This is a genomic window from Agathobaculum sp. NTUH-O15-33 (assembly GCF_033193315.1).
GTDB classification, from domain to species: domain Bacteria; phylum Bacillota; class Clostridia; order Oscillospirales; family Butyricicoccaceae; genus Agathobaculum; species Agathobaculum faecihominis_A.
In genome coordinates this window covers 615,585-635,432 of the sequence record NZ_CP136187.1, presented here as the reverse complement: position 1 = coordinate 635,432, position 19,848 = coordinate 615,585, and the positions used below count along the sequence as shown (strand labels likewise).

Below are 19,848 nucleotides of genomic sequence, written 5' to 3'. Positions count from 1 at the left end.
GCTCTACGCCTCCCGTATTACTCTAAGAAGCCCTTGTGGTGACGCATCATCATCTGCGCCTCCATCTGCTTCACCGTATCGAGTGCAACGCCGACCACGATGATGACCGATGTGCCGCCGAGCGCCACATTGGACAGGTTGGACGAAATCGCACCGACGATCAGCGGCAGGATCGCCACGACGCCGAGGAAGATCGCGCCTACAAACGTGACCTTGCCGAGCGCCTTCATGATAAAGTCGCTCGTCGGCTTGCCGGGACGGAAGCCGGGAATGAAACCGCCGTTTTTCTTGAGGTTGTTGGCGATCTCAATGGGGTTAAACTGAATGGACGCGTAAAAATACGCGAACGCGATAATCAGCAGAGCGTACAGCACGATATAGAACGGGCTGCTCTGGCTGAACAGGTTCATAATGTGCCAGCCCACCGTGCCCGTTGCCGGCTTCCAGAACATACCGATGGTCTGGGGCAGGGACAGGATGGAGGAGGCAAAGATGATCGGCATAACGCCGGAAGCGTTTACCTTGATCGGCAGGTGGGTCGACTGACCGCCGTACATCTTGCGGCCCACCACGCGCTTGGCGTACTGAACCGGGATGCGGCGCTCCGCGTTCGACATGAACACGATGAACACCACGAGCGCAAGGCCGATCACGACCATCAGAAGCGCTACCGCGATGTTGGAGCCGCCCTGCTTCATCAGGTTCCACAGCGTGCGCACGAGCTGCGGGCCGCGGGAGATGATGCCTGCGAACAGGATGATCGAGATACCGTTGCCGATACCGTTCTGGGTGATGTGCTCGCCCAGCCACATGATCAGCGCGGTGCCCGCGGTGAACGTCAGCACGATGGCCGCGCCCGCCAGCGCGCTGTTGCTGGCCAAAAAGCCCTGATTACGCAGCAGCGCGTAGTAAGAGAAGCCCTGCAAAAGACCGAGCAGAACGCCGACATAGCGGGTCCAGGAAGCGATCTTCTTGCGGCCTTCCTCGCCGCCGTCCTTGACCATGCGCTCGAGAGCGGGAATGGCCACGGTCAGCAGCTGCAGAATGATCGATGCGTTGATATACGGCGTGATGGACATTGCAAAGATCGTCGCGCGCGACAGACCGCCGCCCGTGAACATATCAATGAAGCCCAGCGCCGAGCCGGATACCGCCGCTTGGTTGAAATACTCGGCCAGCATCGCCGTGTTGATGAACGGCACGGGGATGTTGGAACCGAAGCGGAAGATCAGCAGGATAAACAGGGTGTACAGGATCTTTTTGCGCAGATCGGGCATGTGCCAGGCGTTTTTAAGGGTTTGAAACACCTTAAACCACCTCGGTCTTTCCGCCTGCGGCTTCGATCTTCTCCTTTGCGGCAGCCGAGAAAGCCGCGGCCTTGACCGTCAGCTTTTTGCTCAGGGTACCGGTGCCGAGGATCTTGACCCCATCGAGCGTGTTCTTGACGATGCCGGCTTCGCGCAGGGTCTCTGCGGTGACCTCGGTGCCATCCTCAAAACGCTCCAGAGCGGAAACATTGACCGGGGCAAACGTGGTGCCAAAAATGTTGTGGAAGCCGCGCTTCGGCAGACGGCGAGCCAAAGGCATCTGGCCGCCTTCAAAGCCGCGGCGTACGCCGCCGCCCGAACGGGCCCACTGGCCCTTGTGGCCGCGGCCAGCAGTTTTGCCGTTGCCGGAGCCAGCGCCGCGGCCCTTACGGTAAGCGGGTTTGGCCGAACCGGCGGCCGGCGATAATTCGTGAAGCTTCATCGGTTACGCCTCCTCTACTACTTCGAGCAGGTAACCGATCTGATGGATCTTGCCGCGCGTCTGCGCGTTATCCGGCTGAACGGTTACATCGTTGATTTTCTTAAGCCCCAAAGAATGAGCGGTCGCGATATGCTTATCCAAGCGGCCGACCAAGCTCTTTTTCAGGGTAATTTTCATGTTAGCCATTTCTGATTACCCCTTTCTTAAAGTTCTTCTACGGCTTTGCCGCGAACAGCAGCTACCTGAGCCGCGTCGCGCAGGCTCTTCAGGCCTTCCATGGTGGCAGTCACCACGTTCTGCGGGTTGTTCGAGCGCAGGCACTTGGTACGGATGTCCTTGATGCCGGCAGCTTCCACCACCGCACGCACAGCGCCGCCGGCGATAACGCCGGTACCGGGGGCGGCGGGCTTGAGCAGCACGCGGCCCGCGCCGAACGCACCGATCACCTCGTGAGGGATCGTGGTGCCCTTGAGCGAGATCTTCGTCATGTTCTTCTTGGCGTCTTCAATGCCCTTGCGGATGGCGTCCGGTACTTCGGAAGCCTTGCCAAGGCCGAAACCGACCGTACCCTTACCGTCGCCGACAACGATCAGCGCGGAAAATTTCATGACGCGGCCGCCCTTGACCGTCTTTGCTACACGGTTCAGGGCAACGACGGTCTCTTTCAGATCGTCGTCACGGTCACGTCTGTCGTTTCTATCAAACTTAGCCATGTTTTACCTCCTCCCGACTTAAAACTGCAGGCCGCCCTCGCGGGCGCCTTCAGCGAGTTCCTTGACTCGTCCGTGGTACAGATAGCCGCCGCGATCAAAGACAACGTTTTCGATGCCCTTGGCCTTGCAGCGCTCAGCAACAAGCTGGCCGACCTTCTTGGCCGCGTCCTTGTTGCCGCCGTATACGGAAAAGTCCTTCTCGGTAGTCGAGGCGGAGACTAAGGTCACGCCGCTGACATCGTCGATGACCTGTGCGTAGATGTTCTTGGCGGAACGGAACACGTCGAGGCGCGGACGCTCGGCGGTACCGGAGATCTTCGCGCGAACGCGCTTATGGCGCTGCAGACGCGCCTTGTTGGAATCTTTCTTAGAAATCATTTAGCACACTCTCCTTCCCTTACTTCTTCTTAGCGCCGGTCTTGCCTTCCTTGCGGCGGACATACTCATCCGTGTAGCGGATACCCTTGCCCTTGTACGGCTCGGGCGGACGCTTCTCGCGGACTTCCGCTGCAAATTGGCCAACCTTCTGCTTGTCGGGACCGGAGATGATGATTTTATTCGGGTTCGGCACTTCGATGGAGATGCCGTCGATCTCGCTCATGGTTACCTGATGCGAGTACCCGAGGTTCATAACCAGATCCTTGCCCTGCTTGGCTACACGGTAGCCTACACCCTGTACGTCGAGCTCCTTCTTGTAGCCCTCGGTAACGCCTACCACCATGTTGTTCAGCAGGCTGCGGGTCAGGCCGTGCAGCGCACGGTTCTGCTTTTCATCGTTCGGACGGGTGACGATGATCTCACCGTTTTCCACCTTAACGATCATGTTGGGGTGGATATCACGGGTAAGGGTTGCCTTTGCGCCCGTAACGGTTACCGTGGTGCCGTCAAGCTTGACGTCCACGCCGGCCGGGATGGCAATCGGCATTCTACCAATTCTAGACATATTTTATACCTCCCCTTACCAGACAAATGCGAGGACTTCGCCGCCGACATTCAGCTCGCGGGCCTTTTTGTCGGTCATGACGCCTCTGGAAGTGGAAACGATGGCAACGCCGAGGCCACGGAGGACACGGGGCAGCTCCATTGCGCCGGCATACACACGCAGGCCGGGCTTGGACACACGCTTGAGGCCGGTGATCGCCTTCTGGCGGCCGTCGACATACTTGAGCGTGATGCGGATGATGCCCTGAACGCCGCCTTCGACGACCTCGAAGGACTTGATATAGCCTTCGTCGAGCAGGATCTGAGCGATTGCCTTCTTCATTTTGGATGCCGGTACGTCAACGCTCGCATGGCGGGCGGTTCCGGCGTTGCGGATGCGCGTGAGCATATCCGCGATGGGATCTGTGATCTGCATACTTAATGCTCTCCTTTTAAGAAGTTTGGGGGTAGTGCAGCAATCCGGGCGGGTTAGTCCCTTGATTGACCTGTTTGCCTCCCACTTTTCTCTACACTGCTCCGTGGCCTTTCCACAGGCAGCGGCTGGGAAAAAACTGCTACTTTATAACAGCCGTTTAGCCCGCACTATGGCGGGCAACGACTAATTATATCATGCTTTTCGCGCTGCTGACAAGCTGCAAAGTGCATATTTTTTGGTAAATAACCGCACTCTATCCCGTCAAAACGCTTCAAAGGGCGTTTTCCCACGCGCCGAAGCGCGTATTCAAACAGAAAATTTCGTCGAATCGAAATTTTATAAAATCCGGGGACCTGCGCCTCGGATTTTATACGAACCGGATTGAAGCCGGCCAAGGCCGCGCTTCAAAACCGGGATACTCGATCGGGACCTTGGTCCCGATCGAATCTTTTTTACCAGGACGCCTTGCGCACGCCCGGGATCTGACCCTTATAGGCCAGCTCGCGGAAGCAGATACGGCACACGCCATAGTTGCGCAGATACGCATGCGGGCGGCCGCAGATCTTGCAGCGGTTGTACGCACGGGTGGAGAACTTCGCCGTCTTCTGCTGCTTGAGTACCATAGACTTCTTAGCCATTGAATCTTCTCCTCCCTTACTTCGCGAACGGAGCGCCCATCAGCGTGAGCAGCTCTTTCGCTTCTTCATCGGTGTTCGCGCTGGTGCAGATAACCACATCCATGCCGCGAACCTTATCGATCTGATCATACGCGATCTCGGGGAAGATCAGCTGCTCCTTCAGGCCCAGCGCGTAGTTGCCGCGGCCGTCGAACGCATCGCCGTTGATGCCGCGAAAGTCGCGGACACGGGGCAGCGCCACGTTGAAGAGACGGTCAAGGAACTGCCACATACGGTCTGCGCGCAGGGTGACCTTAACGCCTACCGGCATGCCTTCACGAAGCTTGAAGTTTGCAACGGACTTCTTGGCGAGGGTAACGACCGGCTTCTGGCCGGTGATCGCGGTGATGTCACGCACGACCGATTCGATCACCTTCGCGTTGCCGTTTGCTTCCTTGCCGCAGCCGACGTTGACAACGATCTTTTCGATGGTCGGAATCTGCATCGTGCTCTTATACTGGAACTTCTTCATCAGAGCAGGCGCAACTTCCGCGGTGTACTTGGCTTTCAAATTCGGAACCATTGATTGCTTGCCTCCTCTTCTTACAGTGTTTCGCCGCAGTGCTTGCACACTGTCAGCTTTACGCCGTCTTCTGTGATCTTGTGCGCCGGACGGGTCGGCTTATCGCACTTGGGGCACACGCGCATCACCTTGCAGGCGCGCAGAGCGGCCTCGCGGGTGATGATGCCGCCGGTTTCACCCTGACGGCGGGGCTTGGTATGGCACTTGACCATGTTGACGCCCTCGATGACGACCATGCCCTTCTTGGGGCTGACGGACAGTACCTTGCCGCGCTTGCCCTTTTCCTTACCGGAAAGAACGACGGCCTGGTCGCCCGTTTTAACATGCAAATTATTCATTATACGGCGACCTCCTTAAAGTACTTCCGGAGCGAGCGACAGGATCTTCATGTAATCCTTGTCGCGCAGCTCGCGCGCCACGGGCCCGAAGATACGGGTGCCCTTGGGGTTTTTATCTTCCTTGATGATTACTGCTGCGTTCTCGTCGAAGCGGATGTAGCTGCCATCCGCGCGGCGCAGGCCCTTCACGGTACGAACGATGACCGCCTTGACCACGTCGCCCTTCTTAACGCCGCCGCCCGGGGTGCACTTACGCACCGAGCAGACGATGACGTCGCCGATGTTACCGTACTTGCGCGCGGAGCCGCCGAGAACACGAATACATTTCAGTTCTTTCGCGCCGCTGTTATCAGCCGCACGCAGAAAGCTTTCCTGCTGAACCATGTGCTCTCCTCCTTACTTAGCCTTCTCGATCACTTCGACCAAACGCCAGCGCTTATCCTTGGAAAGCGGGCGGGTCTCCATGACCTTAACCTTATCACCGATCTTGCACTCGTTGTTCTCGTCGTGCGCCTTCAGCTTAAAGGTATGCGGAATAACCTTCTTATAAAGAGGATGCTGCACGCGATCCTCTACCGCGACAACGATGGTCTTGTCCATCTTGTCGGATACGACCTTGCCCACACGGGTCTTGCGTAATGCTCTTTCGCTCAACTTCGTTACCCTCCTTACGCCTTATCCGCGAGTTGCTTCTCGCGGAGAACGGTACCCACACGCGCGATGTCGTGCTTGACCTCAGTGATCTTATTGGTGTTGTCAAGCTGATTGGTCGCGTGCTGGAGACGAAGGTTGAAAAGGTCCTTCTTCAGGTCGGCGAGCTTACCGTTCAGCTCCTCCGCCGTCAGCTCTCTGATCTCGCTAGCCTTCATCATTCTTCACCGCCATTCTTGGTCTCACGCTTTACGAACTTGGTCTTGCAGGGCAGCTTGTGGCTGGCCAGACGCAAAGCCTCGCGAGCGGTCTCCTCGGAAACGCCGTTGATCTCAAAGAGAACACGGCCGGGCTTTACGACGGCTACCCAGTACTCGGGCGAGCCCTTACCGGAACCCATGCGGGTCTCGGCAGGCTTCTCGGTAACAGGCTTGTCGGGGAAAATCTTGATCCATACCTGACCGCCACGCTTGGTGTAGCGGGTCATGGCGATACGGGCGGCCTCGATCTGGTTCGAGGTGATCCAGCTCGGCTCGGTGGCCTGCAGGCCGAAATCGCCGTAGGTTACGGTGTTGCCGCGCAGGGCCTTGCCCTTGAGGCGGCCACGATGCACGCGACGATACTTTACTCTCTTAGGGAGCAGCATTAGCGGTTGCCTCCTTCCTGTCTAGCCGGACGGCCATTACCGCCGTTCGGACGGCCCTGACCGTTACGGTTGAAGCCGCCGCGGCGATCATCACGGCGACCTCCACGGTCGCGGCGGTCACGGCGCTCAAACGCGGGCTTCGGCACTTCGATCGAACGGCCGAGTCTCGGACCGCCGTGCAGCACTTCACCCTTGTAGATCCATACCTTAACGCCGATTTTACCATAGGTGGTATTGGCTTCGGCAAAGCCATAATCGATATCCGCGCGCAGGGTCTGCAGCGGGATCGTGCCCTCGTGGTAGTGCTCTACGCGGGCGATTTCCGCGCCGCCCAGACGGCCGGAGCAGCAGGTTTTGATGCCCTTGGCGCCCATGCGCATCGCACGGCCCATGGCCTGCTTCATCGCGCGGCGGAAACCGATGCGCTTCTCAAGCTGCGCGGCGATGTTCTCGGCTACGAGCGTGGCGTTCGTGTCCTGATTCTTGATCTCGATGATCGAGCACTTGACCTTCTTGCCGTACTTCTTAGACAGCTCTTCCTCAAGCGCCTTGATCTTGTCGCCGTTCTGGCCGACAACGAAGCCGGGCTTGGCGCACTGGATAAAGATCTTGATCTCGTCGTTCTTGCGCTCGATCTCGATCGCCGGAACGCCTGCGTCAAACAGACGCTTTTTCAGGTCCTTACGGATCTGGTAGTCTTCCACGAGAAGGTCGCCGAAGGCGTTATCCTTGGCAAACCAACGGGAATCCCAATTCTTGATAACACCGACACGGAGACCGTTCGGATTTACTTTCTGGCCCATTGATTACCCTCCCTTATTCTTTCTCGCCGAGAACCAGCGTGATGTGCGAGGTTCTCTTGAGGATTCTGAACGCACGGCCCTGTGCGCGCGGCATAACGCGCTTCATGACGGGGCCGGGACCGACGTGCACCATCTTGACGTACAGCTTGTCGGTATCCATGCCGTGGTTGTTCTCGGCATTGGCCACCGCGCTCTTTAAAAGCTTCGCCATGGGCTCGCAGGCCGCCTTGGGGGTATTCATGATGATAGCCATCGCTTCGCCCGCATCCTTGCCGCGGATCAGATCGCAGATCAGCTTGATCTTACGCGGGGTCATGCGTACGTTGCGTACGATTGCTCTTGCTTCCATGTTACTTTAACTCCTCCCTTACTTGCCGTTATTGGAGGTTCTGCTGCCCGCGTGACCACGATAGGTACGGGTGGGAGCAAACTCGCCCAGCTTGTGACCAACCATGTCCTCGGTCACATAGACCGGCACATGCTTGCGGCCGTCGTGCACCGCGAAGGTGTGACCGACGAAATCCGGGAAGATCGTAGAGGCGCGGGACCAGGTCTTGAGAACCTTCTTCTCGCCCTTCTCGTTCATCTCAACGACTCTTTTGATAAGCTCAGGAGCCACAAAAGGGCCCTTCTTAACACTTCTGCCCATATTACGTTAACTCCTTTCTCACTTACCGTTACGGCGCCGCACGATCTGCTTATCGGTGCGGTGGTTCTTCTTACGGGTCTTGTAACCCATCGCCGGCTTGCCCCACGGGGTAACAGGCGAGGGACGGCCGATCGGCGATTTGCCTTCGCCGCCGCCGTGCGGGTGATCGCACGGGTTCATGACGCTGCCGCGAACGGTCGGGCGGATGCCCATATGACGGGTACGGCCGGCCTTGCCCAGCTGCACGTTCGAGTGGTCGGAATTGCCGACGATACCGATCGTGGCCTTGCACTCCAGACGGATGAAGCGAACTTCACCGGAGGGCAGACGAACCTGCGCCATGCCGTTCTCCTTCGCCATCAGCTGAGCGCCGACGCCTGCGGAGCGGACCAGCTGCGCGCCCTTGCCGGGGTACAGCTCGATGTTGTGGATCATGGTACCGACCGGGATGTGCTCGACCGGCAGGCAGTTGCCGGGCTTGATGTCGGCTTCGACAGAGGAGATGACCTTGTCGCCGATGTTCAGGCCTTCGGGAGCGAGGATATAAGCCTTAACGCCGTCCTCGTACTGAACGAGAGCGATGTTGGCCGAGCGGTTCGGGTCATACTCGAGAGTCATGACGGTCGCCGGCATATCCAGCTTCTGGCGCTTGAAATCGATGATACGGTACTTCTGCTTGTTGCCGCCGCCGTGATGGCGAACGGTGATGCGGCCGTAGCTGTTGCGGCCGGCGGTCTTCTTGACCTTTTCGAGAAGGCTCTTCTCGGGCTTCACCTTGGACAGGCCCTTGTAGGAAAGCACAGTCATATTTCTGCGCGAGGGCGTCGTCGGGTTGAAAGTCTTAATAGCCATGTTGGATTTTCAACTCCTTAGTTACGTTATTATCGGGGTGTCTCCCCATACAAGCACAGACAGCGAAGCGCTTCTGTGCATTTGGTCGCCCCGCAGGGGCGTTCATCAAAGTCGGGCTCCGCCTGACTTTGATACCGCTGCCCGCGCCGGAGCGGCGCGGCCGCGTTTGCACGGCAAACGCGAGGGGGTTATCGAATTCGGTTTCTCCGGAACCGAATTCGTATCTAAGGGGGACTGGTCCCCCTTAGAAGGTCTTAGACCATATTCTCGAAGATCTCGATCTTCTTGCTGTCCGGAGTCAGCGTGACGACCGCCTTCTTGATGTCGGGGCGCTTGCCGACGTGGACGCCCATGCGCTTCCACTTGCCCGGCAGCTTGATGGTGTTAACCTTCAGCACCTTAACGCCGAAGATTTCTTCCACAGCCTTCTTGATCTCGATCTTGCCGGCGCCCGGCGCTACTTCAAACGTGTACTTGTTATCCTGAATACCCGCCATCGAACGCTCGGTGATGATCGGTCGGCGGATCACGTCGTAAGAAAACTTCATTATGCGTACACCTCCTGGAGCTTTTCGACCGCGGCCTTGTCGATAATGAACTTATCGGCGTTGAGAATGTCATAAACATTCAGCGTGGACGCGATGGTCGTGCGCACACCGGGGATGTTGGCGGCGCTCTTCACGACATTGACACGCACCTCGGGCGTAACGACCAAGCTCTTGCCGGTCGCCTCGACGCTGCCGAGGAACGAAACGAATTTCTTGGTCTTGATCTCGCTCATATCGAGACCGTCGATGACGATGATCTCGCCGGCCGCTGCCTTGGCGCTCAGTGCGGAGAGCAGAGCCAGACGGCGGGTCTTGCGGTTGAGCGTGTAGTTATAGGAACGGGGCTTCGGGCCAAACGCGATACCGCCGTGGGTCCACTGCGGCGCGCGGATGGAGCCCTGACGGGCACGGCCGGTGCCCTTCTGGCGCCACGGCTTGATGCCGCCGCCGCGTACCTCGGCACGGGTAAGCGTGGACTGCGTGCCGTGACGGCGATTGGCCAGATGATTCTTGACGGCCGCGTGTACCACGGTCATATTGGGCTCAATACCGAATACGGCATCGGAAAGCTCCATCTCGCCGGTTTTCTTACCGGTCATATCAAAAACTGCTACTGTAGGCATTCGTTATTCCTCCCTTCCTTACTTTCTCGCGGAAGCCTTCTGCGGGTTCTTGCTGACGCCAGCCTCACCCTTGACAAGCTTGTTGTTCTTTACGGTGTTCTTCAGGAACACGATGCCGCCCTTGGGGCCCGGAACCGCGCCGCAAACGGCGATCAGGTTGAGCTCGGGGTCGACCTTGACAACGTCCAGATTCTGAACGGTGACCTGCTCGGCGCCCATGTGGCCCGGCATCATTTTGCCCTTCATGATCTTGGAAGGATCGGAGCACGCGCCCATGGAACCCTGATGACGGTGCATCGGGCCGGCGCCGTGGCTCATCGGGGAGCGGCCGGCGTTGAAGCGCTTGATAACGCCCGCGTAGCCCTTACCCTTGGAAATACCGGTCACGTCAACGAAGTCGCCTTCCTTGAACATGTCGGCCTTGACAACGTCGCCCAGCTGGAAGGTGGCGCAATCCTCAAAGCGGAACTCCTTGAGGTACTTCTTGAGGCTGTCGCCGGACTTCTTCAGGTGGCCCTTCTGGGGCTTGTTGAGCTTGCGCTCCTGAACGTCCTCGAAACCGAACTGTACGGCGTTGTAACCGTCCTTCTCCTCGGTCTTGAGCTGCGTAACGACGCAGGGGCCCGCCTCGATGACGGTGCAGGGGATGACCTTGCCGTCGGCGTTGAAGATCTGGGTCATGCCGACCTTCTTGCCGATGATCGCTTTGTTCATCATAGTGTTTTTTCCTCCTTGAAAGGTTATTGGTTGACGGCGTTTGGCCGCCAACATGACCTCGCCGCACGAAAACGCGGCTAAGGCTTCAAACCGGCGGTGGGTTAGTCCGACGGATTGTAAACAATGTGGTTTTTATTAGTAATTGATAATTAGTAGTTAGTAATTGCGGTCGCGCTACGCGCCATTTCAAAATTACTAATTACTCATTTCTAATTCCTAATTATTTAGAGCTTAACTTCAAATTCAACGCCAGCCGGCAGATCGAGCGTGGTGAGCGCTTCGATGGTAGCCTGATTGGGGTTGACGATGTCGATCAGACGCTTGTGGGTACGGCGCTCGAACTGCTCGCGCGCATCCTTATACTTGTGTACCGCGCGAAGGATGGTGATGATCTCCTTCTCGGTCGGCAGCGGGATGGGGCCCGAAACCTTAGCGCCGTTGCGCTTAGCGGTCTCGATGATCTTCTCGGCCGACTGGTCGATCAGCTCGTGGTCGTACGCCTTCAGGCGGATTCTAATCTTCTGTGCGTTTGCCATTGTGGTTTTCCTCCTCGTATGTGTGCCATACATTAAATAATGTTGTGACTCGCTACGGAGAGAAACTGCAACCCCGCCGTGTGTATCACGTTCGGGCATGAAAATAACCGGGCACACCTCTGGTGTAATGATCCGGTCAACAAAGAAACGTAAGTGGTTCGTGCCATCGGCTTTGCAGCAAAAATGCTGCGAGTCCCGAATTTACGCAGGAACATTGCGTTTGCGCCGCCGGGCGCACGCGCCCATTGGACAGATAGCAGTTATCTCAACCGCCCGATTGTCGGACCTACTCCGCCGAAGTTACCTGCTTAAAGCAGCAATCTCCGGCATCATCGCGTTTTTTCTCCCGCTTTCGCAGGTGCCTTTATAGGTTACTACGTTTTCCCTGCAAAGTCAAGGTCTTTTTCTCAAAACTTTCATAAAAGTTTTGAGAAAAAGCAAGAGTTAGGAAGTAGGCGTTTGCGGTATCGTGCAAAGCGCGATGATTTGATCCATCGGCCAGCGGCCGATACCGCAATTCCTAACTCCTAACTCAAAAAAAGCTTCTAGCTTTTTTTAACGATCAGCAGCCAGCTTTCAGCCTTGCTATCGGTGACGAGACCTACATTTTCGTAGGCGGAAACCGTATAACCGGCTTTTTCAACGCTGTCCAGCGTTTTTTCCAGCACGGTCATATTGTTCGAGAGGGAAAAATATGAATAGTCGCCCTCGTTCAAAAGCAACGCGCCGTCCAGCTCGGGCAGCTCGCCCGCGCCGACCGCCAGATAGCTGTACGCCACCGCCGTTCCCCGAATGCTTTCCGGCAGCGCGGCGGTCTCCTCCGTTTCAGCTTCCGCATCCTGCACCGGCAGATCCCCGCTATAGTAAGCCACGCGCGGCGCGACAGCGCCCGCGCCCGGTTCCTGCGCCGTATCGTTTTCCGCAGCTGACTTTTGCTCCGCCTCTGCGGGCATTTCGCCGCCCGCCGCCGCTTCTCCCGCGCCAGCGTTTGCTTCCGGCTGTGTGCCGTCAGCCGCTTCCGCCGGGGCCTGCGGCGCGCTCTTCGTCCGCGGCGCAGCCGACTCGGGCTGCGGCTTCGCGTCCTCGGGCGCAGCTTCGGCCGCGCGCGGCGCAGCGTCGATCCGGCTATCGTCCACCGGACGCGCGCCGCCATCCGCCGCCGTGACGGTATCGGCGTTTCCAGCACCGTTGCTCTTGGTGCCGAACAGCTGGCCCACGCCGCCTCCCAGCACTACCATCACCACGACGGCGGCAGCCGCCACCATGGTGAATACCGGCATGCGGCGCGCCGGCTTTTCCGGCTGCACTAAAGTCAGCCGCGCCTCGCCCGACAGTCGCTCCATAATATCATGGTGCAGCGAATCCGGGATTTCGGGTTCCGCCCGCAGCATCGCCCGCATTTGTTCCAGATCATTCAGCAGCGCAGCACACGAGGGACAGCCCTTCACGTGCTCGCTCAGTTCCTGCCGCTCCTGTTCGGTCAGCGTACCGTCGACGCTGTTGGAACAGAGCTGCTCAAAATACTCACAATCTCTCATGCCTGCCCGCCTCCTTTCGGTTGTTTAGACGGAGCGGGCGGCAGAATGTTCCCCCGGCGCAGCAGCGTATCGCGCAGAGCAAGCCGCGCCCGCGACAGACGCGATTTCACCGTGCCCTCCGAAATTTCCAGCGTTTCGGCGATCTCGGTATAGCTCAGGCCGGAAACATCGCGCAGCAAAACGATCTGCCGGTGTTCCTCGGACACTTCGTTCAGGGCCTCGGAAAGCTCCCGCCCCAGCTCGCTGTTGTCCAGCCTTTGCTCGGGCGTGGGCGCGGGGTCGGGAATAGGCCGCTCCATATCGTCCTCCCCCACAAGGGGTTGGGTCAGCGGCGCCGCGTTTTTGCGGCGCGCGTAGTCGACGCACAAATTCATCGCAATGCGGAACAGCCAAGTGGAAAAGCCGCTGTCCCCCCGGAAGGAATCCATCCCGCGCCAAGCGCGCAGGAAAGTTTCCTGCGTGATATCGGCCGCGTCCTCGGGCGAGCCAGAGGAACGCAGCGCAACCGCGAACACCCTTTTTTCATAGAGCGTTACCAGCTCTTCAAACGCGGGCAGCTCGCCGCGCCGCGCGCGGGCTAGGATGTTTTTATCCTCGCTCATGGGCGCCTCCTTTCCTTATATACAGGGCGGCCCGTCTTCTACCGCATGTTTCAGCGCTTCGGCCAACGGATAAAGCTCCTCCATCCGCTCGAGCGCGCACACGCGCTGCTTGAAGGCCTTGACGCCCCGTTCCCTTTTCAAATACCAATTCACATGCTTTCGCGCCTCCAGCAGGGCCACGCGCTCGCCCTTCTGCGCGGCGGCCAGCTCAATCTGGCGCACCGCGGTGTCGATCCGCTCCGCAAACGGCGGCAGCGGCGGGCACACGCCGGTCTCAAGCAGCGCGTTCGCGCGCGAAAAGATCCAAGGATCGCCCAGACTGCCCCGGCCGATCATCACCATATCCGCCCCCGTATGGGCCAGTATGCGCGGCACATCCTCCGGTTCAAACACATCGCCGTTGGCGATTACCGGAATATGCACGGCGGCCTTGACCGCGCGGATCGCGTCCCAATCCGCTTGGCCGCTGTACTGCTGCGCCCGCGTGCGGCCATGCACCGTGATCGCGTCCGCCCCGGCGCGCTCGGCCATGCGGGCGAACGCAACGCAGCAAACGCTTTTATCGTCCCACCCTTTGCGAAACTTGATCGTGACCGGCACGTCCACCGCGTTTTTCACCGCTTCGATAATCCGTGCGGCAAGGGCGGGGTCGCGCATCAGCGCGGAACCGTCGCCGTTGTTCACGATCTTGGGCGCGGGACAGCCCATATTGATATCGATGATGGCGCAGCCCGAAAGCGCGCACGCGATTTTGGCCCCCTCGGCCATGCTCGCGGGGTCGTGCCCGAAGATCTGCGCGGCGGCGGGCCGCTCGTTTTCCGCGAGGCTGAGCAAGCGCGGCGTCTTTTTATCGCCATAGGCGAGCGCGCGGGTCGATACCATTTCGGTATAGGTGAGCGCGGCGCCGTGTTCCCGGCATATCTGGCGAAACGCCCGGTCGGTGACCCCGGCCATCGGGGCGAGCGCCACACGTCCGCCGAGTAAAACAGAGCCGATTTGCATATCTCTCCCCCACAGCGATAGAATAACAGGATAGATTATAGCATAAATCCCCACTTAATGCAAACCCGCAGCCGGCAACAATTTAACCCGCATATTATAAGGCAAAAGGCTGGAAAAAACATTGATAACCGTATATAATGATTTTGTGTAAAAATTCGTACCGCCTACGGGGAGGTGGATGCCGCTTGTACCACAGATTGCTTCGCTTGACCGACCGGATGGAGCGCAGCCGCGTTTTTTCATCCGTGCGCAAGGGCCTGCTGATGCTTGTGCCCATACTGGTCACCGGTTCGGTCGCGTTGATGTTGCGCAGCCTGCCCGTCCCCGCTTTGCAGGAGGCGCTGCAACAGGCCGCGGGCGGTTTCTTTCTGCGCCTGCTCGATCTGATCTACGACGCCACCCTCGGGCTGATCTCGATCTATCTGCTCTGCGGCGTCAGCTATGCCTATGCTTCCGCGCTGGACCAGACCCGCGACGATTCCTTCCGCCTGCTGGCGGTCATCGCCTCGCTCGGCTGCTTTATCGCGTTTTTTGGCGCGCCCGCAGGCGAATTCCCCTTTTCCGCGTGCAGCGCGACCAGCCTGTTCAGCGCCATGCTGTGCGCGATCTTGGGCGTGCGGCTGTTCCATGCGTTTACCGCCTACCTGCCGCACCGTTTCCGCTCCTACGCCCCGGGGGCCGATCTGCATTTCCGCATCTCGGTATCGATGATCGTTCCGCTGGCGCTGTGCATCACGGTATTCGCGCTGGCGGCGCTCGTGCTGCAGCTTGTGACCGGCCAGCCCGATCTCAACACCCTGCTGGCCACCGCGATGGCGCGGGTCTTTGAATACCTGCCGGGCGAATTGGGCAGCGGCGTGCTGTTTGTCACGCTGCTCGATCTGCTGTGGTTCTGCGGCATGCACGGCGGCAACGTGATGGAGCAGGTGGCGCAGGTCTACTTTATCCCCGCCGATTCCGCGCCGGACCTGATCGTCGGCAAGGCGTTTCTCGATAATTTCGCGCTCATGGGCGGCTGCGGCGCTACATTGTGCCTGCTGCTGGCGCTTTTACTGTTTTCCCGCGACAAGGACGACCGGCGGCTTGCCTGGTCCGCCGTTCCCTTTGCCATCTTTAATATGAACGAGCTGCTCGTGTTCGGCTTGCCGGTTATTTTGAATCCGGTCCTGCTGCTCCCCTTTCTGGCCGTGCCCATCCTATCCCTTGTGATCGCCTATGGGGCAACGGCGCTGGGCTTTCTGCCCATTGTGATGCACTCGGTCACTTGGACCACGCCCGCGCTGTTCAGCGGCTATATTGCCACGGGTTCCTTCCGGGGCGTTATCGTTCAACTGGTGATCCTGATCGCCGGGGTATTACTCTACGCGCCTTTTATCCGTCTGTCCGAGCACATGCGCAAGGCGCGTGAGGATTCCTTGCTTGACGATTTTATCCACACCTTCTGGGACGAGCGGGATACGCCCGCCGCGGGCGGTTATCTGGGCCGGAACGACCGCACGGGCGTGATGGCCAACCAGCTTGTCAGCCAGCTCCGGCAGGATGTGGAACGCGGCGAAATCCCGGTTTACTATCAGCCGCAGGTAGACGAGCACGGCCGCATCGTCGGCGCGGAGGCGCTGCTGCGCTGGCAATACCACGGCCACGCCGTGGCCCCGCCGATCGCCGTCGCCCTCGCGCAGGAGGACGGGCTTTTCGACGGGCTGACGCACCGCATATTGGAAAGCGCGGCAAAAGCCGCCGCCCGTCTCCGTTTACGGCTGGGCAGTACGTTTCAGCTCTCCGTCAATGTCACGGCCGGGCAGATCGACGACCCCGCTTTTATCGCGGCCGTCATCAAACTGATTCAGCAATCGGGTCTGGGCCACTGCATCTGTTTGGAGATCACAGAGGAAGACGCGGTGGAACGGTACGACCGCATCGCCGCCCACCTTGACCGGCTGCGCGAAAGCGGCGTTGCCGCCGCGATCGATGATTTCAGTATGGGCCACACCTCGCTCAAATATCTGCAAAACAACGCGTTTCGCTTCGTCAAGCTGGATGGCTCACTCGTCCGCAGCCTGCCGGACAGCCCCCGCTCACAGGAGATCGTACGCTCGCTGATCGATCTGGGCCGGGATCTCGGCTTTGAGGTCGTTGCGGAATACGTGGAAAACGAGACGCTTCACACCCTGCTGCTGAGTCTTGGCTGCCGGCGCTTTCAAGGCTACCTTTTCAGCCCCGCGATCCCGGCGGACGATCTGATGCGATTATAAAAAAACAAAAAAAGCGGCGCAGACTTTACGTTTGCGCCGCTTTTTTGTGTGCTGTTGCATTTTTCAGCCAAAGCTTTCTTTTAGGGAAGCGATCCATGTTTCGATCGACTCGGCCAGCGCCAGCTGCTGCCGCAAAACCGCCATGCCGGTTTCGGGGATTTCCGGCGCGTTTTCTTTGCTATGCAGGTTTTCCTCCAAATAGGATTTCAGCGTTTTCACATTGCTTTCGATATCCGTTAGGCACGCCGCTTGCTTATCCGGCGGCAGACTGGCTAAATTGACGATGACCGCGTTGAAATCCAAAAAAATTTGAATGGGCTTCGCCGAAATTTCAAGCATCAAGCTTTCAAATTCCCTTTCTCCCGCATCGGTCAAAGAATAAACGGCCTTCTCGGCCATTTTTCCTTCTTTCACCGTTTCGCTTTTGACAAGCCCCTTCGCTTCCAACTGAAGCACTTTTTTATAAATGGACGGGGTACTGATCTTCACCCACCGCGATATATTCCGATATTCCACTAATTTCTGAATATCATAGGCGCTGAGCGCTTCTTTTTTTAACATGCCCAGCACGATTAAATCAATGGTCGCCATAACAAGCTCCTTTTCCGCCCTTGACATTTGCTATAAATTATAGTAGTATAGGCACCGTGATCACAAATGCTATAATTTATAGTACTATAAACCGCAACTCGTGTCAAGTGAAAGGAGCGTTCTGCATGAAGGAACGTAATACAAAAATGGAACTGCTGGGCAGCGCGCCGATGCCCAAAGCGCTTTTGGCGCTCGGCCTGCCCACCATGATCGGAATGATGATAAACGCGCTGTACAATTTGGCGGATGCGTACTTTGTCGGCGGTCTGGGTACCGATCCCATGGGCGCGATCACCGTGGCCTATCCGCTCGGACAGGTCGTTGTAGGCTTGGGGCTGCTGTTCGGCAACGGCGCGGCCTCCTACCTATCCCGGCTGCTCGGCAAGGGAGACAAGGAAAACGCAAACAAGGTGGCCAGCACCGCCCTATACAGCAGCATTGCCGTTGGCGCGGCCGTGATCGTTTGCGCGCTTGTTTTTCTTGGTCCCCTTTTAAGGCGCATGGGTACGATTGACAGCGTTATGCCTTATGCCGTCGCCTATACCCGCATTTATATCGCCGGCTCCCTCTTCAATGTGTTCAATGTTACCATGAATAATATCGTATCGAGCGAAGGCGCGGCCAAAACAACGATGTTCGTCCTGCTGACAGGGGCGGTGCTGAATGTGATATTGGACCCTATTTTTATCTACGGGCTGGATCTGGGCATCACCGGCGCCGCCATGGCCACGGCGCTTTCGCAGTTCGTTTCCACGCTGGTCTATCTCGGCTATATCCTACGCAAAAAGAGCGTCTTCCGTTTCCGCATCAAGGATTGCTGCTTTTCCCGCGAAATCCTATCCGAAATTTTGAAGATCGGCATTCCCACGCTGGCGTTTCAGGTGCTCACGAGCCTTTCCATCTCTATGATCAACAACGGCGCGATGAAATACGGCGGCTCCGCCCTTGCCGCGATGGGACCTGTCACCAAGATCATGTCCGTGGGCAGTTTGATGGTATTCGGCTTTTTAAAAGGCTTGCAGCCGATCGCCGGTTATAGCTACGGCGCCAAACGGTTTGACCGCTTACACGAAGCGATCAAGACTACTATCGTCTGGTCCACGGTATTTTGCGCGGTCTTCGGCCTTCTGGCCGCTCTATGCGCCACGCCGGTCATGGCGCAGTTTACAAGAGACGATATGGAAATGATCCGCATCGGCCGGACGGCCCTGCGGGCAAATGGTCTATCCTTTGTGCTGTTTGGTTTTTATACGGTATATTCCTCACTTTTCCTTGCGCTGGGCAAAGCGAAGGAGGGCTGTTTTCTTGGCGCATGCAGGCAGGGACTTTGCTTTGTGCCCGTCATGCTGCTTTTGCCAAGGCTCTTCGGTCTGCACGGCATCCTTTATGCACAACCGGTGGCGGATGTGCTTTCCGCCGTCATCGCGCTGTGGATGGCCGCGCGGCTTCACAGGGAACTAAAGCAGCCGCTTCCGCTGGCGCAAACTTAAACCAAAACGGGCGACCACAGGCCGCCCGTTTTGCTAGCATTCCACTAATTTAAAACATGATCAAAATTTTCTCGCTGAAAAAGTAGCCAAAGGAAATCAGCACCGTGTTCCATACCGCGATGCCCGCCGCGGACCAGCCGATAAACCATTTGACCGGCATGCGCAGCAGCCCCGCGGGGATGGATACAATGGTACGCAGCACGGGCACGATGCGGCAGTAGGCCAACCCTCTGCCCCGGTGCATTTCAATAAAATCGTTGCACCGTGCGACAAAAGAGTTGAATTTTTTACTCTTGCCAAACAGCTTGCGCATGATCGGCTCGCCGCCCCAGTAGCACAACGCGTAGATCACCAGACTGCCCAACAAGCCGAAAACGATGGACAGCGCGATCGTCAGCAACAGCGACAGCTCGCTCTGCGCGATCAGCACGCCAACGCACGGCATAATAATGCCCGCCGGAAAACCGGGCAAATTCATATATTCACAAAACATCACCGCGCAGACTAAGATCAGGCCGTATTGGTGAAACAGCGCAAAAAATTGATCTGCCGTCATACCATCTTGAACCTTCTTCCAACCTATATCAGGTAAATTCCTAATTCCTAATTCCTAATTCCTAATTCCTAATTCCTAATTCCTAATTCCTAATTCCAGTATAGCAAGCGGCCCCCGCCTAGACAAGTGGCAGGGGCCGTAATTGACAGATTATTTACAAAAGGAACACTGCGGCCGCCCAGATCAGGCAGCTCACCGCCGCGCCGAGCGCAAAAGCCGCCAGCACCTGCCATAGCCGGTAGCGCCGCCGAGGCCGCCGCACCGTGCCCGCGACCAGATACCGGTCCGCGATCCGGCAGGCTTCGCGCAGCACCTCGCCCTGCGACACCGTGTGATCGCGCACTAAAAAAATCGCCTGCTCAAACAGAGCACGGTTGTCCGGCTCCACCACGACCACACGCCGGCTCACACCTTTGACCATAACGGAATACCTCC

General features: G+C 58.0%; 30 protein-coding genes. 2 read left to right on the top strand and 28 right to left on the bottom strand.

Going from position 1 to position 19,848, the window contains the following annotated elements; all coding sequences use genetic code 11:
- Positions 1 to 17 precede the first annotated feature (17 nt).
- The 25 genes from secY to dusB all read right to left on the bottom strand — a co-directional run bounded on the left by secY (position 18) and on the right by dusB (position 14,524).
- Positions 18 to 1,307, bottom strand: a complete 1,290-nt coding sequence (secY, locus tag RWV98_RS03350) for a preprotein translocase subunit SecY (protein ID WP_280962544.1) — start codon at positions 1,305 to 1,307, stop codon at positions 18 to 20.
- Between the two features lies 1 nt (position 1,308).
- Positions 1,309 to 1,749: a 50S ribosomal protein L15 gene (gene rplO, locus RWV98_RS03345; RefSeq protein ID WP_280962543.1), complete on the bottom strand. Its 441-nt coding sequence runs from the start codon at positions 1,747 to 1,749 to the stop codon at positions 1,309 to 1,311.
- 3 nt (positions 1,750 to 1,752) lie between these two features.
- Positions 1,753 to 1,935 (bottom strand): 50S ribosomal protein L30, encoded by a 183-nt coding sequence (gene rpmD, locus RWV98_RS03340; RefSeq protein ID WP_280962542.1) that lies wholly within the window; start codon positions 1,933 to 1,935, stop codon positions 1,753 to 1,755.
- Positions 1,936 to 1,952: 17 nt separating this feature from the next.
- Entirely contained in the window at positions 1,953 to 2,462 is a 510-nt protein-coding gene (rpsE, locus tag RWV98_RS03335) for a 30S ribosomal protein S5 (RefSeq protein ID WP_280962541.1), read from the bottom strand.
- A gap of 18 nt (positions 2,463 to 2,480) precedes the next feature.
- The gene (gene rplR / locus RWV98_RS03330; protein ID WP_280962540.1) at positions 2,481 to 2,840 is read right to left on the bottom strand and encodes a 50S ribosomal protein L18; all 360 of its coding nucleotides are present in this window, start codon (positions 2,838 to 2,840) and stop codon (positions 2,481 to 2,483) included.
- Between the two features lie 19 nt (positions 2,841 to 2,859).
- A complete protein-coding gene (gene rplF, locus RWV98_RS03325) occupies positions 2,860 to 3,405 on the bottom strand; it encodes a 50S ribosomal protein L6 (protein ID WP_280962539.1) in 546 nt (181 codons plus the stop codon).
- 15 nt (positions 3,406 to 3,420) lie between these two features.
- A complete protein-coding gene (gene rpsH, locus RWV98_RS03320) occupies positions 3,421 to 3,819 on the bottom strand; it encodes a 30S ribosomal protein S8 (RefSeq protein WP_280962538.1) in 399 nt (132 codons plus the stop codon).
- A gap of 452 nt (positions 3,820 to 4,271) precedes the next feature.
- Entirely contained in the window at positions 4,272 to 4,457 is a 186-nt protein-coding gene (locus tag RWV98_RS03315; protein ID WP_280962537.1) for a type Z 30S ribosomal protein S14, read from the bottom strand.
- 16 nt (positions 4,458 to 4,473) lie between these two features.
- Entirely contained in the window at positions 4,474 to 5,019 is a 546-nt protein-coding gene (rplE, locus tag RWV98_RS03310; RefSeq protein ID WP_280962536.1) for a 50S ribosomal protein L5, read from the bottom strand.
- Between the two features lie 20 nt (positions 5,020 to 5,039).
- Positions 5,040 to 5,357, bottom strand: a complete 318-nt coding sequence (gene rplX, locus RWV98_RS03305) for a 50S ribosomal protein L24 (RefSeq protein ID WP_280962535.1) — start codon at positions 5,355 to 5,357, stop codon at positions 5,040 to 5,042.
- A 15-nt stretch (positions 5,358 to 5,372) separates the two neighbouring features.
- Positions 5,373 to 5,741 (bottom strand): 50S ribosomal protein L14, encoded by a 369-nt coding sequence (rplN, locus tag RWV98_RS03300; RefSeq protein WP_280962534.1) that lies wholly within the window; start codon positions 5,739 to 5,741, stop codon positions 5,373 to 5,375.
- A gap of 12 nt (positions 5,742 to 5,753) precedes the next feature.
- Positions 5,754 to 6,011 (bottom strand): 30S ribosomal protein S17, encoded by a 258-nt coding sequence (rpsQ, locus tag RWV98_RS03295; protein ID WP_280962533.1) that lies wholly within the window; start codon positions 6,009 to 6,011, stop codon positions 5,754 to 5,756.
- 14 nt (positions 6,012 to 6,025) lie between these two features.
- The gene (rpmC, locus tag RWV98_RS03290; RefSeq protein WP_280962567.1) at positions 6,026 to 6,226 is read right to left on the bottom strand and encodes a 50S ribosomal protein L29; all 201 of its coding nucleotides are present in this window, start codon (positions 6,224 to 6,226) and stop codon (positions 6,026 to 6,028) included.
- Positions 6,226 to 6,654 (bottom strand): 50S ribosomal protein L16, encoded by a 429-nt coding sequence (rplP, locus tag RWV98_RS03285; protein ID WP_280962532.1) that lies wholly within the window; start codon positions 6,652 to 6,654, stop codon positions 6,226 to 6,228. The genes rpmC and rplP overlap by 1 nt, the downstream gene beginning before the upstream one ends.
- A complete protein-coding gene (gene rpsC / locus RWV98_RS03280; RefSeq protein WP_280962531.1) occupies positions 6,654 to 7,457 on the bottom strand; it encodes a 30S ribosomal protein S3 in 804 nt (267 codons plus the stop codon). Before rpsC ends, rplP begins: the two co-directional genes overlap by 1 nt.
- A gap of 13 nt (positions 7,458 to 7,470) precedes the next feature.
- Positions 7,471 to 7,806: a 50S ribosomal protein L22 gene (rplV, locus tag RWV98_RS03275; protein ID WP_280962530.1), complete on the bottom strand. Its 336-nt coding sequence runs from the start codon at positions 7,804 to 7,806 to the stop codon at positions 7,471 to 7,473.
- 18 nt (positions 7,807 to 7,824) lie between these two features.
- Positions 7,825 to 8,106: a 30S ribosomal protein S19 gene (gene rpsS, locus RWV98_RS03270; RefSeq protein ID WP_280962529.1), complete on the bottom strand. Its 282-nt coding sequence runs from the start codon at positions 8,104 to 8,106 to the stop codon at positions 7,825 to 7,827.
- A gap of 18 nt (positions 8,107 to 8,124) precedes the next feature.
- Positions 8,125 to 8,958: a 50S ribosomal protein L2 gene (gene rplB / locus RWV98_RS03265; RefSeq protein ID WP_280962528.1), complete on the bottom strand. Its 834-nt coding sequence runs from the start codon at positions 8,956 to 8,958 to the stop codon at positions 8,125 to 8,127.
- A 254-nt stretch (positions 8,959 to 9,212) separates the two neighbouring features.
- Positions 9,213 to 9,506: a 50S ribosomal protein L23 gene (rplW, locus tag RWV98_RS03260; RefSeq protein WP_305147457.1), complete on the bottom strand. Its 294-nt coding sequence runs from the start codon at positions 9,504 to 9,506 to the stop codon at positions 9,213 to 9,215.
- Positions 9,506 to 10,129, bottom strand: coding sequence for a 50S ribosomal protein L4 (gene rplD, locus RWV98_RS03255; protein ID WP_317863753.1), 624 nt, complete (start codon positions 10,127 to 10,129; stop codon positions 9,506 to 9,508). Before rplD ends, rplW begins: the two co-directional genes overlap by 1 nt.
- An 18-nt stretch (positions 10,130 to 10,147) precedes the next feature.
- Positions 10,148 to 10,843 carry a 50S ribosomal protein L3 gene (gene rplC / locus RWV98_RS03250; protein ID WP_280962565.1) on the bottom strand — a complete coding sequence of 232 codons (696 nt, stop codon included), beginning with the start codon at positions 10,841 to 10,843 and terminating at the stop codon, positions 10,148 to 10,150.
- 227 nt (positions 10,844 to 11,070) lie between these two features.
- Positions 11,071 to 11,382: a 30S ribosomal protein S10 gene (gene rpsJ / locus RWV98_RS03245; RefSeq protein WP_280962526.1), complete on the bottom strand. Its 312-nt coding sequence runs from the start codon at positions 11,380 to 11,382 to the stop codon at positions 11,071 to 11,073.
- A 545-nt stretch (positions 11,383 to 11,927) separates the two neighbouring features.
- A complete protein-coding gene (locus tag RWV98_RS03240) occupies positions 11,928 to 12,920 on the bottom strand; it encodes an anti-sigma factor family protein (protein ID WP_317863752.1) in 993 nt (330 codons plus the stop codon).
- Positions 12,917 to 13,522: an RNA polymerase sigma factor gene (locus RWV98_RS03235; RefSeq protein WP_317863751.1), complete on the bottom strand. Its 606-nt coding sequence runs from the start codon at positions 13,520 to 13,522 to the stop codon at positions 12,917 to 12,919. Before RWV98_RS03235 ends, RWV98_RS03240 begins: the two co-directional genes overlap by 4 nt.
- 15 nt (positions 13,523 to 13,537) lie before the next feature.
- Positions 13,538 to 14,524: a tRNA dihydrouridine synthase DusB gene (gene dusB, locus RWV98_RS03230; protein WP_317863749.1), complete on the bottom strand. Its 987-nt coding sequence runs from the start codon at positions 14,522 to 14,524 to the stop codon at positions 13,538 to 13,540.
- A 185-nt stretch (positions 14,525 to 14,709) separates the two neighbouring features.
- Here dusB and RWV98_RS03225 point away from each other — a divergent pair, with 185 nt between their 5' ends.
- On the top strand, positions 14,710 to 16,776 hold the full coding sequence (locus tag RWV98_RS03225) for a PTS sugar transporter subunit IIC/EAL domain-containing protein (protein WP_317863748.1): 2,067 nt from the start codon (positions 14,710 to 14,712) through the stop codon (positions 16,774 to 16,776).
- A 63-nt stretch (positions 16,777 to 16,839) separates the two neighbouring features.
- Here the strand turns inward: RWV98_RS03225 and RWV98_RS03220 are convergent, their stop codons facing one another.
- Positions 16,840 to 17,367, bottom strand: a complete 528-nt coding sequence (locus RWV98_RS03220) for a PadR family transcriptional regulator (RefSeq protein ID WP_317863746.1) — start codon at positions 17,365 to 17,367, stop codon at positions 16,840 to 16,842.
- A 125-nt stretch (positions 17,368 to 17,492) separates the two neighbouring features.
- Here RWV98_RS03220 and RWV98_RS03215 point away from each other — a divergent pair, with 125 nt between their 5' ends.
- A complete protein-coding gene (locus RWV98_RS03215) occupies positions 17,493 to 18,857 on the top strand; it encodes an MATE family efflux transporter (RefSeq protein ID WP_317863745.1) in 1,365 nt (454 codons plus the stop codon).
- Between the two features lie 49 nt (positions 18,858 to 18,906).
- Here the strand turns inward: RWV98_RS03215 and RWV98_RS03210 are convergent, their stop codons facing one another.
- Complete coding sequence (locus RWV98_RS03210) at positions 18,907 to 19,413, bottom strand: DedA family protein (protein ID WP_280962507.1); 507 nt, start codon at positions 19,411 to 19,413, stop codon at positions 18,907 to 18,909.
- Positions 19,414 to 19,567: 154 nt separating this feature from the next.
- Positions 19,568 to 19,834 (bottom strand): translation initiation factor 2, encoded by a 267-nt coding sequence (locus RWV98_RS03205; protein ID WP_280962506.1) that lies wholly within the window; start codon positions 19,832 to 19,834, stop codon positions 19,568 to 19,570.
- Positions 19,835 to 19,848: the final 14 nt, after the last annotated feature.

What these genes read in the sequence shown, in the direction of transcription:
- RWV98_RS03215 (WP_317863745.1), top strand. Translation starts at nt 17,493, where the DNA reads ATGAAGGAACGTAATACAAAAATGGAACTGCTGGGCAGCGCGCCGATG.
- rplF (WP_280962539.1), bottom strand. Translation starts at nt 3,405, where the DNA reads ATGTCTAGAATTGGTAGAATGCCGATTGCCATCCCGGCCGGCGTGGAC.
- rplP (WP_280962532.1), bottom strand. Translation starts at nt 6,654, where the DNA reads ATGCTGCTCCCTAAGAGAGTAAAGTATCGTCGCGTGCATCGTGGCCGC.
- rplR (WP_280962540.1), bottom strand. Translation starts at nt 2,840, where the DNA reads ATGATTTCTAAGAAAGATTCCAACAAGGCGCGTCTGCAGCGCCATAAG.
- RWV98_RS03315 (WP_280962537.1), bottom strand. Translation starts at nt 4,457, where the DNA reads ATGGCTAAGAAGTCTATGGTACTCAAGCAGCAGAAGACGGCGAAGTTC.
- rplW (WP_305147457.1), bottom strand. Translation starts at nt 9,506, where the DNA reads ATGAAGTTTTCTTACGACGTGATCCGCCGACCGATCATCACCGAGCGT.
- rplX (WP_280962535.1), bottom strand. Translation starts at nt 5,357, where the DNA reads ATGAATAATTTGCATGTTAAAACGGGCGACCAGGCCGTCGTTCTTTCC.
- rpsS (WP_280962529.1), bottom strand. Translation starts at nt 8,106, where the DNA reads ATGGGCAGAAGTGTTAAGAAGGGCCCTTTTGTGGCTCCTGAGCTTATC.
- rplN (WP_280962534.1), bottom strand. Translation starts at nt 5,741, where the DNA reads ATGGTTCAGCAGGAAAGCTTTCTGCGTGCGGCTGATAACAGCGGCGCG.
- RWV98_RS03210 (WP_280962507.1), bottom strand. Translation starts at nt 19,413, where the DNA reads ATGACGGCAGATCAATTTTTTGCGCTGTTTCACCAATACGGCCTGATC.
- RWV98_RS03240 (WP_317863752.1), bottom strand. Translation starts at nt 12,920, where the DNA reads ATGAGAGATTGTGAGTATTTTGAGCAGCTCTGTTCCAACAGCGTCGAC.
- rpsE (WP_280962541.1), bottom strand. Translation starts at nt 2,462, where the DNA reads ATGGCTAAGTTTGATAGAAACGACAGACGTGACCGTGACGACGATCTG.
- RWV98_RS03235 (WP_317863751.1), bottom strand. Translation starts at nt 13,522, where the DNA reads ATGAGCGAGGATAAAAACATCCTAGCCCGCGCGCGGCGCGGCGAGCTG.
- rpsJ (WP_280962526.1), bottom strand. Translation starts at nt 11,382, where the DNA reads ATGGCAAACGCACAGAAGATTAGAATCCGCCTGAAGGCGTACGACCAC.
- rplB (WP_280962528.1), bottom strand. Translation starts at nt 8,958, where the DNA reads ATGGCTATTAAGACTTTCAACCCGACGACGCCCTCGCGCAGAAATATG.
- RWV98_RS03220 (WP_317863746.1), bottom strand. Translation starts at nt 17,367, where the DNA reads ATGGCGACCATTGATTTAATCGTGCTGGGCATGTTAAAAAAAGAAGCG.
- rpsC (WP_280962531.1), bottom strand. Translation starts at nt 7,457, where the DNA reads ATGGGCCAGAAAGTAAATCCGAACGGTCTCCGTGTCGGTGTTATCAAG.
- rpmD (WP_280962542.1), bottom strand. Translation starts at nt 1,935, where the DNA reads ATGGCTAACATGAAAATTACCCTGAAAAAGAGCTTGGTCGGCCGCTTG.
- rplC (WP_280962565.1), bottom strand. Translation starts at nt 10,843, where the DNA reads ATGAACAAAGCGATCATCGGCAAGAAGGTCGGCATGACCCAGATCTTC.
- rplE (WP_280962536.1), bottom strand. Translation starts at nt 5,019, where the DNA reads ATGGTTCCGAATTTGAAAGCCAAGTACACCGCGGAAGTTGCGCCTGCT.
- rpmC (WP_280962567.1), bottom strand. Translation starts at nt 6,226, where the DNA reads ATGAAGGCTAGCGAGATCAGAGAGCTGACGGCGGAGGAGCTGAACGGT.
- RWV98_RS03205 (WP_280962506.1), bottom strand. Translation starts at nt 19,834, where the DNA reads ATGGTCAAAGGTGTGAGCCGGCGTGTGGTCGTGGTGGAGCCGGACAAC.
- rplV (WP_280962530.1), bottom strand. Translation starts at nt 7,806, where the DNA reads ATGGAAGCAAGAGCAATCGTACGCAACGTACGCATGACCCCGCGTAAG.
- dusB (WP_317863749.1), bottom strand. Translation starts at nt 14,524, where the DNA reads ATGCAAATCGGCTCTGTTTTACTCGGCGGACGTGTGGCGCTCGCCCCG.
- rplO (WP_280962543.1), bottom strand. Translation starts at nt 1,749, where the DNA reads ATGAAGCTTCACGAATTATCGCCGGCCGCCGGTTCGGCCAAACCCGCT.
- rplD (WP_317863753.1), bottom strand. Translation starts at nt 10,129, where the DNA reads ATGCCTACAGTAGCAGTTTTTGATATGACCGGTAAGAAAACCGGCGAG.
- rpsH (WP_280962538.1), bottom strand. Translation starts at nt 3,819, where the DNA reads ATGCAGATCACAGATCCCATCGCGGATATGCTCACGCGCATCCGCAAC.